Here is a 15,951-nt window from a genome sequence, read left to right as displayed (position 1 = left end):
TTGTCGTTAGCCGTAGGCATGGTTAAATATGATGCAAAAACACAGTTCCTGATAGGGTTACGCCTAATAAAAGAGGCCCGCATTGTGCGGGCCTCTTGATAAAAAAGCAAGATTTTTTAGTGCTAAGGAGCTTGCTTAATGGCTTGCATGGCGGCTTGCACGGTTGCTTTTTGGTCAGCCGGTTTGTCTTTCTGCACTTTGTCGAGCATGCCCAAAATGGGTTCGTCGAGGCCGTATTTCTTGTATTGCACAGCCATCTTCTGCAGGCGTTCTACGCCTTCAGCAAGTACCTTGGCATCATTCAGGCGAGTCATAAAACCCACAATGCTTTCCAGCATACTAAACTTGCCTTGTGGGCCAGCCGCATCAAACTGGTCGCGCACGTAGGCCCAGGTGCTAGCATCGCTGTACTCGGCATACACGGCCGCTACGGAGGCCGCCAGGGTGCCATTGGCATTTTTCTGTAAAGACTGAGCTTGCGTCAGCGCCTGCTTCGGCTGCACGGCGGCGAGGCCTTGCAGCGCCGCACCTTGCACAGCGTACGACTGGCTGTTGAGGCCCTGGGTAAATGCTTTCTGGTCTTTCTTGTCTTTAAACTCTCCCAGCGCTAGTAGCAGGGCTGCTTGGTTGTTTGTGTTCTTCTCCTGAGCCAGCTGACGACGGATGACCGGCGCGGCTGCTTTTTGCACAGCCTTGTTGTCTAGTTTGAGGCCAGCAAGAGCCGCCAAGCGGAGGCCAGCGTACTTATCGCTCAGGGCAGAGAAGAGAAGCTGGCGGGCTGCCACATCGGTAGGGGGCAACTGAGCGGCGGCCGCTACAGCCTCGCGGCGGTCCACGAAACGTGGGGCATTTTTGTACTGATAGGCGTACTCACCAAATGGCTTGTTGTCGGTTTTTTGCCACAGCAACACCTTATCGGCATCCACATTCACGAGGTTAGGCTTGCTGGCGGCCGGAAAACGTAAGGTTTCGGTGGCTTGGCGTAGCACTACCTGGTGGCGCTGCGGCTTACCGTTCACGTATACATCCACAGCTAGCGGGAGCTGAAATACCTTGCCCGGCTGGGTTTGCTTGATAGTTACGGTCTGTTCCTTACGCCCGGCGTCGTAGCCGTAGTCAATGGTGACTACTGGGTGGCCGGCACCAAAGTACCATTGGTTGAAAAACCAGTTCAAGTCCTGGCCCGATACGGCTTCCATAGCCAAACGCAACTGGTGCGCCTCGCCATTGCCAAACTTATTATCAGTCAGGTATTTTTTCAGGCCCGCAAAGAATACGTCGTCCGTGAGGTAGTTGCGCAGCATGTTAAGGATTTGGCCGCCTTTCTGATAGCTTACCAAATCAAACATGTCCTCCTTATCGGCGTAGTGGAAGCGCACAAGGTGTTTTTGCGCATCCTGGGGGCTGCGCAGGTAGTTGCGCATGTTCATGTAAGCGTGGGCGTCACCAGCGTCCTGGCCATACTTGTACTCAGCCCATAAGGCCTCGGAGAAGTCGGCGAAAGATTCGTTTACCGTTAGGTTGCTCCAGCTTTCGGCCGTTACTAGGTCGCCAAACCACTGGTGGAAAAGCTCGTGGGCAATTACCGATTCGCCGTTGGCATACTCGGCGTCCAGCATTTCACGCGCATCCTTCTGTAGAAACTCCCCGTGCAGGGTGGCCGAGGTGTTTTCCATGGCCCCGCTCACGTAATCGCGCACTACAATCTGGGAGTACTTATTCCAGGCGTAGTCTACCCCTAGCCGGCGCGAGAAAAACTCTAGCATTTCGGGCGTGTTGCCGAAAATCTGCTTGGCAAAGGGAGCGTACTTCGGCTCCAGATAATAGTTTACTTCCTTGCCGCGCCACGTGTCCTTGGTAATTTTGAAATCACCTACCGCCATCATAAATAGGTAGGGCGAGTGCGGCAACTCCTGCTTCCAGGTGTCAGTACGAGTGCCGTCGGTGTTTTGCTTCTGCGAATCCAGGCGGCCGTTGCTGAGCGTGACGTAGCGGGCGGGCACCGTCATGCTAATTTCCGCCGTTGTTTTCTGGTTGGGCTTGTCGATGGTGGGAAACCAGGCCGAAGAGCTTTCCGTCTCGCCCTGGGTCCAGATCTGCCGGGGCTTGCCCGCCTCAGTGCTATCAGGGTTTATAAAATAGAGACCCTTGGCATCGGTAATGGCGGCACTACCCTTGGCTTTCAGCTCCTCTGGCTTCGCTACGTACTCGATGTATACCGTGTACTGCTGGCCGGGCGTGTACAGCTTATCCAGGTGTACCAACATTTGCTCCTGGTTGTAGTCGAAGCGCAGGGTCTTGGTGTCGTTGCCATTCACCATAGTCACCGACTTAATATCCATACCCTTCGCATCCAGCCGCAACGAGTCAGTGGCGTATGCTACGGGCTGAAGCGTTACCCATTCGCGGCCCAGTAGTTGGCGCTTAGTATAGTCGAAGTGTACATCCAACTTGGTGTGCACCAGGGCGTTGACTTTGCGGGGTGTTTCACGGTAGGAGAGTGTAGCAGCAGAGTCGGGGCGGGATGCCGAGGATTGGGCCAAAGCCGGGGCGGCCGCCAATAAGCCGAGGCTCAGCAGGAAAGCTTTTGTCATGAATGAAAGAGCAAGAATTAGGACTGCTAGTTGCAAACTTTTCCGCACAGATGCGCCAGATAAAGCTATGGTTGTTTGTCAGGGCTGCTACCCGCCAAGCAAGAAGACTATGGCTTTAAAAAACAACAGCCGGCCAAAAGCCGACTGTTGTTTAATTCACCAAACAGGTACCCCTAATGCACCAGTACTCCAAGCTGGTGCCGCTCGGGGCGGAGCGTAAGATCATCGCCGTAGTGAGTATGCTCGGCTCGGTAGGCTTTCTCGAAAATCAAGGGGAAGATGAACAAGGTGAGAATGGTGCCGGTGATGAGGCCGCCAATAACTACAATAGCCAGTGGCTTAGAGGTTTCACTACCAATACCAGTGCTGATGGCGGCGGGCATCAGGCCGATGGTAGCCATGAGGGCCGTCATAACTACGGGGCGCACCCGGCTGGTCACGCCGTCGTGGATGCTACGGTCGAGGCTCATTTTGCGCACCATGTTCTGCTTGAATACCGATATCAGAATCACCCCGTTTTGGATGCAGATACCGAACAAAGCAATGAACCCGATACCGGCCGAAATGCTGAAGTTGGTGTGGGTGATGAGCAGCGCCGCAATGCCGCCGATGATGGCGAACGGCACGTTCAGGAGCACTAGGCCGGCATCTTTCAAGTTGCCGAACAAGATGAACAGGATAAAGAAAATCAGACCCAACGATACCGGTACTACCTGCATGAGGCGCTGGGTGGCGCGGCGCTGGTTCTCAAAGTCGCCGGTCCACTTCATGGTGTAGCCTTTGGGCAGGCTCACCACAGCGTTTACCTTCTTCTGGGCTTCCTCGATGGTGCTGCCCATGTCGCGGCCCCGGATGCTGAACTTCACAGCAGCAAAACGCTGGTTATCGTCGCGGTAGATGAGCGAGGGGCCATTCACGTCGCCGATGGTGGCAATTTCGGAGAGGGGGATGGTGGTGCCGTTCTGGGTGGGTACCATGAGGGCCGCAATTTCTTGAGGCGTCTGGCGAAACTGTTCCTGGTAGCGTACCCGGATAGGGAATTTCCGCTCGCCTTCGTACATCTGGGAGGCTTGCTTGCCGCCCACGGCCATTTCCAGCACTGCGTTGGCGTCGGCCTTGCTTACGCCATACTGGGCCATGCGCTGCTCATCGAGGTCCACGTGCAGTTCGGGTTGGCCGATGTTGCGCAGCACGCCCAGGTCGTCGATGCCTTTGATGTTCTTGAGGATGCCGTAGACCTGACGGCCTTTTTCCTCCATCAGCTTGAGGTCCTGGCCGTAGATTTTCACGGCAATGGAGCCTTTCACGCCCGAGGCAGCTTCCTCCACGTTGTCGGTAATGGGCTGGGAGAAGTTGAAATCCACGCCGGGGAAACGGTTCAGCTTTTCCTTCATGTGCTCAATCAGGGCCTCGCGCTTGTCTTTGTGCTTCATTTCGGCTTCCACCTCGGGGGTGTGCTTGAGCTGCACCAGAAACTCGTTGTTGTAGAAGCCAGTGGGGTCGGTGCCGTCGTTGGGGCGGCCGGTCTGGCTCACTACGTCGCCTACTTCGGGGAAGCTCAGAAACACCCGGCGCATCTCGTTGCAGAGCTTGTTCGATTCATCGAGGCTGATGCTCAGTGGCAGTTGGGCCCGCACATAGATGGAGCCTTCGTTCAGCTCGGGCAAGAACTCGGAACCCAGGAAGTGGAAGGCGCCCATGCCTAGCACCACGGCCACGGTGGCTACCAGCAAGCTGGCTGTTTTGCGGGCGTAGGTGAAGGAGAAGAACCGCTGCGCACCCCGGTTGATGCCGCGTACAAAGAAGTTGTCTTTCTCCACTACGTTCTTTTTTAGCAGGATGGAGGTGAGAACCGGTACCAGCGTGAGGGTGAAAATCAGGGCACCCAGCAAAGCAAAACCCAGCGTCCAGGCCAGTGGGCTGAACACCTTGCCTTCCACTTTCTCGAAGGAAAAGATAGGTAGCAACGCCGTGATAATGATGGCTTTGGAGAAGAAAATCGCCTTGCCCATGTCGCGGCCGGTTTTCTTGATAAGGCCCAGTTTGGCCACCTTGTTGAACCGTTCCATCCCCATTTTGTGCGCCTTGTGGTCGAGGGCCACAAAGAGCCCTTCCACCATCACCACGGCCCCATCAATAATAATCCCGAAGTCGATGGCGCCCATACTCAGCAGGTTAGCCGACATGCCCTTGAGCCGCAAACAGATGAAGGCAAACAGCAAGGCCAGCGGGATAATCACGCTCACGACCACCGTGGTACGCCAGTCGGCCATGAACACGAATACAATCACCGTAACCAGCACAATGCCTTCCAGCAAGTTGTGAATCACGGTTTCGGTGCTGAAGTCGATGAGCTGCTGCCGGTCGTAGAAGGTTTTGATCTTCACGTCGGAAGGCAGAATCTTGTCGTTAAGGTCGGCTACTTTGTCTTTGAGGCGGGCAATGACTTCGGAGGGGTTTTCGCCCTTGCGCATCACCACAATGCCTTCCAGCACGTCGTCGTTCAGGCCGCGGCCCACCCGACCCAGCCGCGGCAGCGCCGACTCGTGCACGATGGCCACGTCCTTCACCAGAATCGGGGCGCCGTTCACGTTCTTGATAACCGTGTTGTTGATGTCGCCGATGTTGTTGAGCAGGCCGATGCCGCGTACCACGTAGTTCTGCTGGCCCTCGTTTATCACGTCGCCGCCCACGTTGATGTTGCTGCGCTGGATGGCGTTGTAGAGGTCGAGGGGCGTGAGGCCCAGGTCCTGGAGCTTGCCGGGGTTCACACTGATTTCGTAGTCCTTCACCTCGCCGCCGAAGCTGTTCACGTCGGCCACGCCGGGCACGGCTTTCAGGTTGCGCTCCACCACCCAATCTTGCAAAGTTTTCAGTTCGCGGGTGGTCTTTTCCTTGCTTTGCAGCGTGTAGCGGAAAATTTCGCCGGTGGGGCCGTAAGGCGGCTGCACGTCGGGGTCGGCACCTTCGGGCAGGTCGGCCTGGCTGAGCAGGTTGTTGACCTGTACGCGGGCAAAGGCATCGTCCACGCCATCATCGAAAATCACCTTCACCACCGACAGCCCAAACAGGGTGGTGCTCCGGATGCTGGTTTTCTTCTGCACCGGATTCAGCGCAATTTCGATAGGCGCCGTCACGAACTTCTCAATCTCCTCGGCCGAGCGGCCGGGCCACTGCGTGATGATGGTAATTTCGGTGTTCGTAACGTCCGGAAAGGCCTCAATCGGTGTATTCCGGTAGCTCATCACCCCGGCCACAATGACTACAAACGTCATCAGAAACACGAAACCCCGGTTTTTGAGCGAAAAGGCAATAATGCCTTGGATGAATTTATTCATGGCTTTTCAAGAAGCTAGAGGGCAATAACTAGAGCTAGAAAATGGCAAGGCTAGCCTAGCTCCCCTCCTCAGGTGAGGAAGGATTGGGGGTGGTTGATAGTCGTTTGGGTAGTTCCTAGAACTAGTATTAGTAGATGGGCTGACGCTCCGGTCAACCACCCCCAACCCCTGCTCATCTGAGGAGGGGAGCTAGCTTTCTAGCTTTAGTCGTTCAGCTCGTCGTAGACTAGCAGCTGGTTTTGGGCGATGATGTGCTCCCCGTCTTTGAGGCCAGTTTGCACGTAGCTCACGTCGCCGACGGTTTTAAAGAGTTGAACTTCGCGGGTTTCCACGTGGTGCCGGTCCTTGAACACCATCACGAAGTTGCGGTCCTTATCAAACACCACGCACTGGGCGGGCACGGCCAGCATTTGCTGGTTTTCGGTATTGAGCACCTTGATTTGGGCGTACATCTCGGGCTTGAGCAGGTAGCCGGGGTTGTTAAGCTTCACCCGTACCTTCATCACCTTACTTTCGGGGTCGAGTACGTTGAATACCTTGTCGATGCGGCCGGTGAAGTGCTTGTCGGGGTAGGAGAGGGTTGTGACGTCGGCCTGATAGCCTTCTTGCACCTTGCTGATGTCCGACTCAAACACGTTGGCCATAATCCACACATCGTCGAGGTTACTGACTGTAAACAGGTTGCCCACGTTGTCGGCGTTGAACTGCATGTGGTCGGTCACGTTCTTCTCGGTAATAAAGCCCGATATAGGCGCCCGCAACGTGTAAGTGCCATCGGCCGACACGCCGTACACGCCGAGCTGCTTGCGGCTTTTGCCCACGTTGCTTTGGGCTTTGCGCAGCTCCTGGCGGGCCAGGCTTACGTCGCGCTCCGAGGCCAGGCCGGCTTTGTACTGGTCTTCCAGCACCGAGAGGTTTTTGCGGGCAATGTCGAGGTCGGTGCCGGCGGTGCTGCTTTGGTTCTGGAGGTCGGCAATTTCGCCGCTCTTAATCACGGCTAGTACCTGGCCCTTGGTTACATGGTCGCCTAACTCCACGCTCAGCTGCTCCACCACGCCGCCCACCAGTGGGTACACTTTCACGGTTTTGTCGCCGTCGGTGGCAATCTGGCCCGATAGGCTCAGTTCGTCGCGCACCGGCTCCCGGCGCACCGTGTCAATCTTCAACTCGCGCAGCATCTGGTTGGACATGGTGAAGCCCGCTTCCGCTTTCTGTGGTGCGTCGGCTTCTTCGGATTTCGAGCAGCTCGCCAGTCCCAGGGCAAGCGGGAGGGCCAACGAGGTGGCCAGAGTGGCAAAGCGGGGCATGGAAAGAGGGCGTTTGAGGGAAGTGGCGAAGGATTTTGAAGTCGGCAGCATGATTATTCGGCGTTGAACACCGGGCGGCCCACGGCGTAGTTGAGTTGTTCGAAGGCGCGCACCCGGTTGGCGCGTAGGTTGTTGAGCTGCACGAGGTTGTTCTTGTAGCTCTCGTAGAAATCCAGGAACTCCACAATGGTGAGGTTGCGCTTGGCATAGCTCTCATCAATGCCACGCATTAGGCGGTTGAAGTCGGAGGTTTCCCGGTCGGTGCCTTGGTAGAGCTGGTCGTTTTGGCGGGCCAGGCGCCAGGCTTCCTGCACGTCGTTCTGCACTTGAAGCTGCTGCTGGCTGAGCTGCGCCTTGCTGACTTCAATCTGGTTTTGCGCGGTGCGGATGTTGCCCTGGTTGCGGTTGAATATGGGCACGGCCACGCCTAGCGTGAGGGCGTTGTAGTTCTGGATGTAGTTGCCGGCCCGGTCGTACACGTAGCCCACGGCCAGGTCGGGGGTGGCCAGGGCGCGTTGCAGGCGCAGGTTCTGGGTTTGCTGCTGCACGGCGGCCTGGCGGGCTTTCAGGTCGGCGCGGTTCACCTGGGCCGAGTCAATGAGCTGAGCCTCGGTGCGGTCGGTCAGGCTGAGGGCTTTCAGGCGGTTGCCGTCGGCCTGGGGCATGTAGTAGGCGCCGCTGGTGTCGCGCATCAACGTGCGGAGGTCGGCTTGCTCGGCGGCAATGTCGTTGAGCAAGGTCTGCCGCTCGTTGCGCAGCTGAAACAGAAAGGCTTTCAGCCGAATCACCTCTTTCAGGGCAATATTTCCCTTCTCGTACTGGCCCTGATATAAGCTCACGGTGCGCTGAAAACTGGCCACTTCCTGGTCGTACACGCTCACGCTCTGTTGCTTATAATACAGGTCGTAGAAGGTGCTGCGGAGCTGGTAGCGCAGGGTGCGCAAAAGGTCCTGGAAGGTGAACTGCTCAACTAGGGCGTTCTGCTGGGCCACGTTGGCGGCGGCTTTGCGGCGGCCGGCAATGGCAAACAGCTGCTGCACCTGCACAATGGAGTTGCCAGTTTTGGTTACGTCGAGCACCTTGCGCGTCTGCGGATTATAGGTGTTCTGCTCGATGGAAATGGTAGGGTTGTCCCAGAGGCGAGCCTGTAGTATCTGCGCTTCCGCCGCCGACACGTTGTAGCGCTGGGCGAGCAGCAGCAAGTTGTTTTGTACGAACTGCTGCTCGGCCTGGGGCAGCGTGAGCGTCAGGGTGTCGCCGGCAAGCGGCGCGGCAGTAGCAGGGAGGCTGAAGTGCAGCAGCAGGGTCAGCGGCAGCAGGAAAAGGAGGCGTTGCATATCCGAATTCGGTGTTGAGATATGCAAGAGTACGCCCCCCATATTAGGGGCGAATTAGAGGTAAATTAGAAACGGATTAGAGCGAAATATTTTTTTCAGAAAGGTGGTCCTTTCTACCGAAAGCGCCTTTCTGACGCTGTTAGCAGGCAAAGAAATTGCTGCCGAGGACGGCTCCAGTAGTTCCCGCTCCGCCGTGTTCATGGCATGCCGGACCCAGTGCCGGGAGGCGTGCGGGCTAGTCATTGAGTTCTTTGTAATAGAGCAACGCATTGCTGATTACCACCTGCTCACCGGGCGCTAGGCCGCTGCTCACGTAGCTTACACCATGGCCGGCGTGCTGCACGGCTACGGGGCGGGTTTCCACGGTATTGTTTTTTACTACCAACGCATAGCGGCGGCCGTTGGCAAAAACTAGGCTGGTCGAAGGCACTGCCGGCAGGCGGGTGGTGCTGGTTTGGGTGAGGTGGATGCGCGCAAACATGCCGGGCTTTAGCAGGTGGTCGGGGTTGGCGAGCCGCACCCGGACCTGGAGCGTTTTACGTTCGGGGTCCAGCACGTTGAACACCTTGTCTACACGGCCCGCAAACTGCCGGTCGGGGTAGCTTAGGGTGTGTACTTCCACCGGCAAACCCGCCTGCACCTTCTCAATATCCGACTGAAATACATCGGCCAGCACCCACACTTCATCGAGGTTGGCCACTGTAAACAGGCTGCCTACTTGGCCGGGCTCGAACTGTTGCCCCTCCGTTAGGTGCTTTTCAACGACGGTGCCCGCCTGGGGGGCGCGCAGGGTGTAGTGGTCGGGGGCGGTGCCGTACACGTCGGTTTGCTTGCGCAGGCGGGTTAGCTCGGCCTGGGCTTTTTGCAGGGCGGCGCGGGCCAAACTCAGGTCCTGGTCGGAGGCCATACCGTCGGCGTGCATCTCACTCACGGCTTCCAACTGCACGCGGGCCGTGCCCAGGTTCACGGTGGCCTCGGTACGCTCCTGGGCTAGGCCGGCAATATGGGCGCTGCGAAGCACGGCTAGCGGCTGCCCCGCCGTTACCACGTCGCCGAGGGCCACGGGGGCCTGCTCTACTACCCCGCCGGCTAAGGCGTACACGGGCGTTAGGCGGTCGGCGTTGGGCGTTATGCGGCCTTCTAGGCGCAATTCCGTTTGGATGGGAGCCAGCTGCACACTATCAGTTTGCAGAGCGGCCACGGTGGCGGCGGGTAGCCGCTGGGTATCGGGGCGGGGTAGGGGGTAGGTGGTTTCTTCGGTGCAGCTGCTCAGGCATAAGCTGGTAGGCAGCAGCAGGAGAGAGGAGAAATGGAATAGGCGGTTCATGGGCGTAGCTTGTAAGTTGCAAGCTTACGCCCCCGGTATTAGCCACGGGTTAGAGGTAGATTAGAAACCGATTAGAAAATGAAGTTTCTATGAATTTCTGCCTGCAAATCCCACTTAACACCTGCTAAAAGACCACCTCAGCCAAGGTGCCCGCGCCTAGCTGGGAGCTGATACGCAACTCGCCGCCGTGCAGCTGCACAATCTTGCGGGCCAGCGGCAGCCCTACGCCGTGCCCCGTAACAGCACGGGCATTATCGGCCCGGAAAAACGGTTGAAAAATCTGGGGTAGCTCTTTCTCTCCAATACCAATGCCGTGGTCCTGCACCCGAATTTGCCGCTGCCCGTGGCGGTAATTGAACTGCACCTCCACCGGTTGGTTTTCGGGCGAATATTTGAGCGCGTTGTCGAGCAGGTTCACCAGCGCCCGGCTCAGCAACTGGCGGTTGCCCTTGATTTCCAGCTGGTCGGCTTCCTCGGGCAACTCACCCAGCGTGATGTGCACGCGAAGGCGCTGATCGGGCGCCAGCGCCTCCCGTACCTCCCACAGCAATTCATCCAGCCTGATTTCTTCAGTGTTGCCGGAGTTAGTTTGGGTTAGGTCCAGTAAATTGTTAATCAATAGTTTGAGTTGTTGCAGCTCGTACAACACCGAGGCAAGGCCCTCGCGGTACGCGGCTGGCTCCCGTTCCCGGTTCAAGAGCACCTGCAACTCCCCAATAGTGGCCGTAAGCGGCGTACGTAGCTCATGCGAGGCATTGCTGACGAACGTGCGCTGGGTTTCGAAGCCATCTTCCAGCCGTTCCAGCATGCGGTTGAAGGTGCGGGCTAGGCGCGTTATCTCGTCCTGCTCATTGCTAATGCCCTCATTCACGCGTAGGTGTAAATCTTGGGTGGTGATGCGGTCTACTTGGTCATTAACGGCGGCAATAGGAGCCAGGGCCTTGCCCGCAAATACCCGCCCAGCTATATAAATAACCACTATGCTGCTGACGAAGATACCCGCCAGCATGGTAGCCAGATGCTCCAAACGGGCCCGCCCCGAGTGATTCTCGGCGGCCGCCACAATGATGTATTCTCCTTGGTTGTCTTGGTAAAACAGCCCTACCGCCTGGCGGCTCCCCAATTGAAAGTATACTTCCTTCTCTGCAAGGATACGCGCCAGCAGGTGTTCGGAAATCATGATGCGCCGGTCCTGCTCAATAAAGCGGGGCTGCAACTGCGCGTCGTAGATCTGCAGCACCTCGTTAGTAAGCGTGCGGAGGTAGCGGCGCTGAAATTCTCGAAAAGCATCGGCCCGCAGCTCGTCTTGCTCCAAGAAAACATACCCTGTTACTTCGGCCCGGTCCCGCAGGCGCACATGAAATTCTTCGTGCGTGTAATCAGCCTGCAGAATGTACACCACCGACATAACGGCCAGCAGAATTACGGCCACCAGCCCCAGAAATAACCACGTCAGCCGGTTACGGATGGTCATAGGACAAGCAAAGCAGAATGTGAGGTAGGATTAGCCGGTGTAAGATGCGTAAAGGATGCGAGTCGGAGAGTTAGAGTACAGCCACGCAGCTACCTGCTGGTGATGCCCTAACTCTCCACGCGCAATACGTAGCCCATACCTACCACCGTATGCAATAGCTTTTGGGAGAAGCCTTTATCCACTTTATTGCGCAGGTAGTTTACGTACACATCTACCACGTTCGAACCCGCGTCAAACGACTCTTCCCATACGTCGCCGGCTATTTCAGCGCGGCTCAACACGCGGCCCGGATGGCGCATGAACAATTCAAGCAAGCCAAACTCGCGGGCGGTGAGCTTGATAGGCTGCCCGGCACGAGTCACCGTCTTGGCGGCAGTATCCAAGGTAAGGTCGGCGAGAGAAAGCACCGCACTCTTGATTTGTTGCCCCCGGCGGCGGGTAAGAGCATGCACCCGGGCTACCAACTCAGGAAAATCAAAAGGCTTGAGCAAGTAGTCGTCGGCCCCGCCGTTGAAGCCATCTAGTTTGTCTTGGGTGGTGCCTAGGGCCGTGAGCATGAGCACCGGGGTTTGCTGGTCCTGGGTGCGTAGGGTTTGGAGCACCTCCAAGCCACTGGCGTACGGCAATATCACATCCAGAATGATGAGGTCGTACGAATGGGAGAGGGCTAGTTGGCGCCCAAAGCGTCCGTCGTAAGCAACTTCCACCTCAAAGCCCTCTTCCTCTAAACCCCGCCGAATAAAGGCGGAAACCTTTGGCTCATCCTCAACTAGTAGTATTTTCACAGCATGCAGACGGTAAGGCAAACGTAGCAGGACCAGTTACGGGACCGAGAAAGTTTGAGGAGAATATAGCGTTGCCAAATCACAGCGGGTTACGGCCTGCTAATCTTCATCCTCGTAATCTAAGCCCAGCAGTTGGTTTAAGGCTTGTTGAATTTCGCTGGCTGCGTGCATCTGGCCTGCTCGCCGCGCTACGGTGAGGCCCGTGCGGTAAACTTTTTCGGCTTCTTCAGGCTTTCCTAATTCCTGAAGCATCTTCCCAGCGTGGTAGTACGTACCCACATACTCCGGGTGCTCCTCGAGCAATTTTTGGTAATACTCCATCGCCCGCCCTGGCTCCGTAGTTCGGTATTCCGTGGCTAGCGCGTAAATGATAAATGGGTCGGTGGGGTCCTCTTCGTAGAAGGCCAGGAGTTGTTGCAGGCGGCTCGGCGTCATATCCATTGGGCGGGAGTTTTCAGTATCTTCGCCCCAAATTTGGGACTTTCCCTTAGTTTCTCCTCCACTACAAGCAGCCGTAGATGAAGTTTCTCGTTTGCATCAGCAACGTTCCCGACACGACCACCAAAATTACCTTCACGCCCGATAATAAGGAGTTCAACAAGGCCGGCGTGCAGTTCGTCATCAATCCGTGGGATGAATACGCCCTCACCCGCGCCATTGAGCTGAAAGAAGCCCAAGGCGGTGGCACCGTTACCGTGCTCAACGTAGGAGAGGCTGACACCGAGCCCAACATTCGCAAGGCCCTCGCCATTGGTGCCGACGACGCGATTCGCGTCAACGCGGCCCCTACGGATGCCTTCTTCGTAGCTCAGCAGATTGCTAGCGTTGCCAAGGAAGGCGGCTACGATGTTATTCTGATGGGTAAGGAAAGCATCGACTACAACGGCTTCCAGGTGCACGGTATGGTAGGTGAGATGCTCGGTATCCCTACGGTAGCGCCAGCCATGAAGCTGGACATGAGCGGCACTACTGCCACGTTGGAGCGCGAAATTGAGGGAGGTAAAGAAATTGTGGAAGTAAACACGCCCTTCGTTGCCAGCTGCCAGCAGCCCATGTGCGAGCCCCGCATCCCCAACATGCGCGGCATCATGACGGCCCGCACCAAGCCCCTGAAAGTAGTACAGCCTACCAGCGACGCGGCCCGTACGGAAGTAGCTGAGTATGCCTTGCCTCCCAAGAAGCAAGGCGTGAAACTCATCCCAGCCGAAAGCGCGGGGGAGTTGATCAAGCTGCTGCGTAACGAAGCTAAAGTTATCTAAAGGAAGAAGCGGGAGCAGTAGCAAACCCAGGACAAGCGCACCCCACGCGTTTCATTTGTTGCTGCTCCACCAAACTGCGCTTCTCTTTTCCCACTCCTCATGTCTAAATAAATGTCTGTTTTAGTTGTAGTTGAATGTGATGGCGGCGAGGTAAAGAAGTCCTCGCTGGAAGTAGCTTCGTACGGAAGCCAGGTAGCCCAACTGCTCGGTACCACAGCTACGGCTGTGGCCGTAGGCGAAGCGACCGAAGCGAGCTTAGCCGCCCTAGGCGAGCAGGGTATTACGAAAGTGCTCTACGATGCTGAGCCCCGTCTGAAGGATTTTGTAAACGGTGCGTACACCAAGCTGATTGCGGCGGCGGCCCAGCAGGAAGACGCCAAAGTGCTGGTACTAGCCAACTCCAACATTGGTGCTGCCGTGGGCTCGCGCCTCTCGGTGCGCTTGCAGGCTAGCCTGGCTACGAACGTAGTAGAACTGCCTAAGGTAGATGGTGGTGCCTTCACGGTGAAGCGCGGTGCCTTCTCGGGTAAGGCCCTGGCCGATGTAAAGCTGTCGGGCGACCGGAAAATCATTGCCGTTAAGAAAAACTCTATTGAGGCCCTACACGAGGCTGGCAAGACGGCTCAAGTAGAGTCATTCTCGGCGCAATTAACTGATGCCGACTTTGCGGATGCTCCTAAGCAGGTCGTAATGCAGGACCAGGCCGGCGGCGTGCTGCTGCCCGAAGCCGATAAAGTTGTGTCGGGTGGCCGCGGCATGAAAGGCCCCGAGAACTGGAACCTAATTGAGGACCTTGCTAAAGCCTTGGGGGCTGCCACGGCCTGCTCTAAGCCAGTGTCCGACGTCGATTGGCGCCCTCACCACGAACACGTAGGCCAAACCGGCATTACCGTATCGCCTAACCTGTACATTGCTTGTGGTATTTCCGGCGCAATTCAGCACTTGGCGGGCGTAAACTCCTCTAAGGTAATTGTGGTAATCAACAAAGACCCCGAGGCTCCGTTCTTTAAGGCTGCCGATTATGGCATCGTAGGCGACGTATTTGACGTACTGCCTAAACTAACCCAAGCAGTAAAGGAATTAGGTTAATGTGATTAATGTGTGGCTGTGGCTGGGAGCAGGCTTGCTCTCATTCGCAGCCACATTTTTCACCTCCCTCTCATTAACACTTTCGATTTCCCTTGAAGAAGATACCCCTCGAAATTCTGGGCCTCTCGTCCAGCCAGTCGCAGTCCGGTTCTTTCGCCCTTATCCTGGGTGAGAAAACCGGCAACCGGCGTTTGCCGATCATCATCGGTATGTTTGAGGCACAAAGTATTGCCATCCAGATAGAGAAGATTAACCCAAATCGGCCGCTCACGCACGACTTGTTTAAGTCGTTTGCGGAGCAACTACATGTGGCCGTGCTGGAAGTTCTGATTTCCGATTTGAAAGAAGGCGTGTTTTACTCCAAGATTGTGTGCTCTGATGGAGCCACTACCTTCGAGCTAGACTCGCGCCCTTCCGATGCCATTGCCATCGGACTGCGTTTCGGCGTTCCTATCTTCACCGTAGAAAGCGTACTTAGCGAAGCCGGAATTATCTTATCTGACCTCGATGAAAACTCTGAAGAGGATTCGGACGACGAAGATGAGGATGATGACGACACCAACGATGGGCCTACTACTCCGGAGCCCATGCCCCGCGAGCCAAGTGGGCAGGTGTCAATGGAAGAACTAAATAAAATGTTGAGCCAAGCCTTGGCTAACGAGGACTACGAGAAGGCAGCCAAAATCCGGGACGAGTTAAACAAACGCAACGGATAAGCTGTTCCTTTCTATCAACACCTACTAAAGCGGCCTTTCTTTTCGGGGAGGCCGCTTTTCATATTGCCTTCCCACGCTTCGTACGGGCACTTATTGGAAGCTTCAGTAGTAGAATATCTTCCCTGTTGTACTTTTGCTGGCGTAAATTGCTCTGATTGCTCTGATTGCTCTTCTATGGAAACAACCCTTAAACAAGATTTGCGCTACCCCATCGGGCGGCCGGCCTTACCCGAACAACCGTTGGAACGGGGGAGCCGCACGGCGTATATCGCGCAAATTTCACTGCTCCCTGACCAACTGCGGGCCGCTGTAACTGGCCTCACCCCTACGCAACTGGACACTCCGTATCGACCCGATGGCTGGACAGTGCGCCAGGTAATTCACCATCTGCCCGACTCACACCTTAACAGCTACAGCCGCTTCCGGCTGGCCCTAACGGAAGACAATCCTACCATCAGCCCCTACGATGAGGAAGCATGGGCAGCGTTACCAGATGTAGGAGCCACTCCCACGGCCGTTTCGTTGGCTCTGCTGGAAGCTTTGCACATCCGCTGGACAATTCTGCTGCGCAATCTGACTGACGAGCAGTGGGCCCGAACTTTCTACCATCCTGGCAGCAAGCGTACCTTCACTCTCGACCAGGCCCTTGCACTCTATGCCTGGCATGGTCGGCATCATGTAGCGCACATTACAGAATTACGTCAGCGCGAGCAGTGGTAAGCGCC

General features: G+C 56.5%; 12 protein-coding genes. 4 read left to right on the top strand and 8 right to left on the bottom strand.

Annotation, left to right across the window (positions count from 1 at the left end; all coding sequences use genetic code 11):
- Positions 1–122 precede the first annotated feature (122 nt).
- The 8 genes from CHB83_RS03235 to CHB83_RS03200 all read right to left on the bottom strand — a co-directional run bounded on the left by CHB83_RS03235 (position 123) and on the right by CHB83_RS03200 (position 12,603).
- Positions 123–2,594, bottom strand: coding sequence for a M1 family aminopeptidase (locus tag CHB83_RS03235; protein ID WP_089331631.1), 2,472 nt, complete (start codon positions 2,592–2,594; stop codon positions 123–125).
- Between the two features lie 173 nt (positions 2,595–2,767).
- Positions 2,768–5,932, bottom strand: a complete 3,165-nt coding sequence (locus CHB83_RS03230) for an efflux RND transporter permease subunit (RefSeq protein WP_089331630.1) — start codon at positions 5,930–5,932, stop codon at positions 2,768–2,770.
- Positions 5,933–6,135: 203 nt separating this feature from the next.
- Positions 6,136–7,239: an efflux RND transporter periplasmic adaptor subunit gene (locus tag CHB83_RS03225; RefSeq protein WP_089331629.1), complete on the bottom strand. Its 1,104-nt coding sequence runs from the start codon at positions 7,237–7,239 to the stop codon at positions 6,136–6,138.
- Between the two features lie 53 nt (positions 7,240–7,292).
- A complete protein-coding gene (locus CHB83_RS03220; RefSeq protein WP_179225440.1) occupies positions 7,293–8,576 on the bottom strand; it encodes a TolC family protein in 1,284 nt (427 codons plus the stop codon).
- 235 nt (positions 8,577–8,811) lie between these two features.
- Positions 8,812–9,903, bottom strand: coding sequence for an efflux RND transporter periplasmic adaptor subunit (locus CHB83_RS03215; RefSeq protein ID WP_089331627.1), 1,092 nt, complete (start codon positions 9,901–9,903; stop codon positions 8,812–8,814).
- 124 nt (positions 9,904–10,027) lie between these two features.
- Complete coding sequence (locus tag CHB83_RS03210) at positions 10,028–11,377, bottom strand: sensor histidine kinase (protein WP_089331626.1); 1,350 nt, start codon at positions 11,375–11,377, stop codon at positions 10,028–10,030.
- A gap of 107 nt (positions 11,378–11,484) precedes the next feature.
- On the bottom strand, positions 11,485–12,162 hold the full coding sequence (locus CHB83_RS03205; protein WP_045686921.1) for a response regulator: 678 nt from the start codon (positions 12,160–12,162) through the stop codon (positions 11,485–11,487).
- Between the two features lie 99 nt (positions 12,163–12,261).
- Positions 12,262–12,603, bottom strand: a complete 342-nt coding sequence (locus CHB83_RS03200) for a tetratricopeptide repeat protein (RefSeq protein WP_089331625.1) — start codon at positions 12,601–12,603, stop codon at positions 12,262–12,264.
- Between the two features lie 77 nt (positions 12,604–12,680).
- Here CHB83_RS03200 and CHB83_RS03195 point away from each other — a divergent pair, with 77 nt between their 5' ends.
- The 4 genes from CHB83_RS03195 to CHB83_RS03180 all read left to right on the top strand — a co-directional run bounded on the left by CHB83_RS03195 (position 12,681) and on the right by CHB83_RS03180 (position 15,946).
- Positions 12,681–13,421 carry an electron transfer flavoprotein subunit beta/FixA family protein gene (locus tag CHB83_RS03195; RefSeq protein ID WP_089331624.1) on the top strand — a complete coding sequence of 247 codons (741 nt, stop codon included), beginning with the start codon at positions 12,681–12,683 and terminating at the stop codon, positions 13,419–13,421.
- Between the two features lie 111 nt (positions 13,422–13,532).
- Positions 13,533–14,510, top strand: coding sequence for an electron transfer flavoprotein subunit alpha/FixB family protein (locus CHB83_RS03190; protein WP_089331623.1), 978 nt, complete (start codon positions 13,533–13,535; stop codon positions 14,508–14,510).
- A 92-nt stretch (positions 14,511–14,602) separates the two neighbouring features.
- Positions 14,603–15,226, top strand: a complete 624-nt coding sequence (locus tag CHB83_RS03185; protein WP_045686902.1) for a bifunctional nuclease family protein — start codon at positions 14,603–14,605, stop codon at positions 15,224–15,226.
- A 174-nt stretch (positions 15,227–15,400) separates the two neighbouring features.
- On the top strand, positions 15,401–15,946 hold the full coding sequence (locus CHB83_RS03180; RefSeq protein WP_089331622.1) for a YfiT family bacillithiol transferase: 546 nt from the start codon (positions 15,401–15,403) through the stop codon (positions 15,944–15,946).
- Positions 15,947–15,951: the final 5 nt, after the last annotated feature.

Source organism: Hymenobacter mucosus, assembly GCF_900188255.1.
Lineage (GTDB): Bacteria > Bacteroidota > Bacteroidia > Cytophagales > Hymenobacteraceae > Hymenobacter > Hymenobacter mucosus.
Note: the sequence above shows the minus strand (reverse complement) of the source record. Positions and strands in the feature narration are given on the sequence as shown.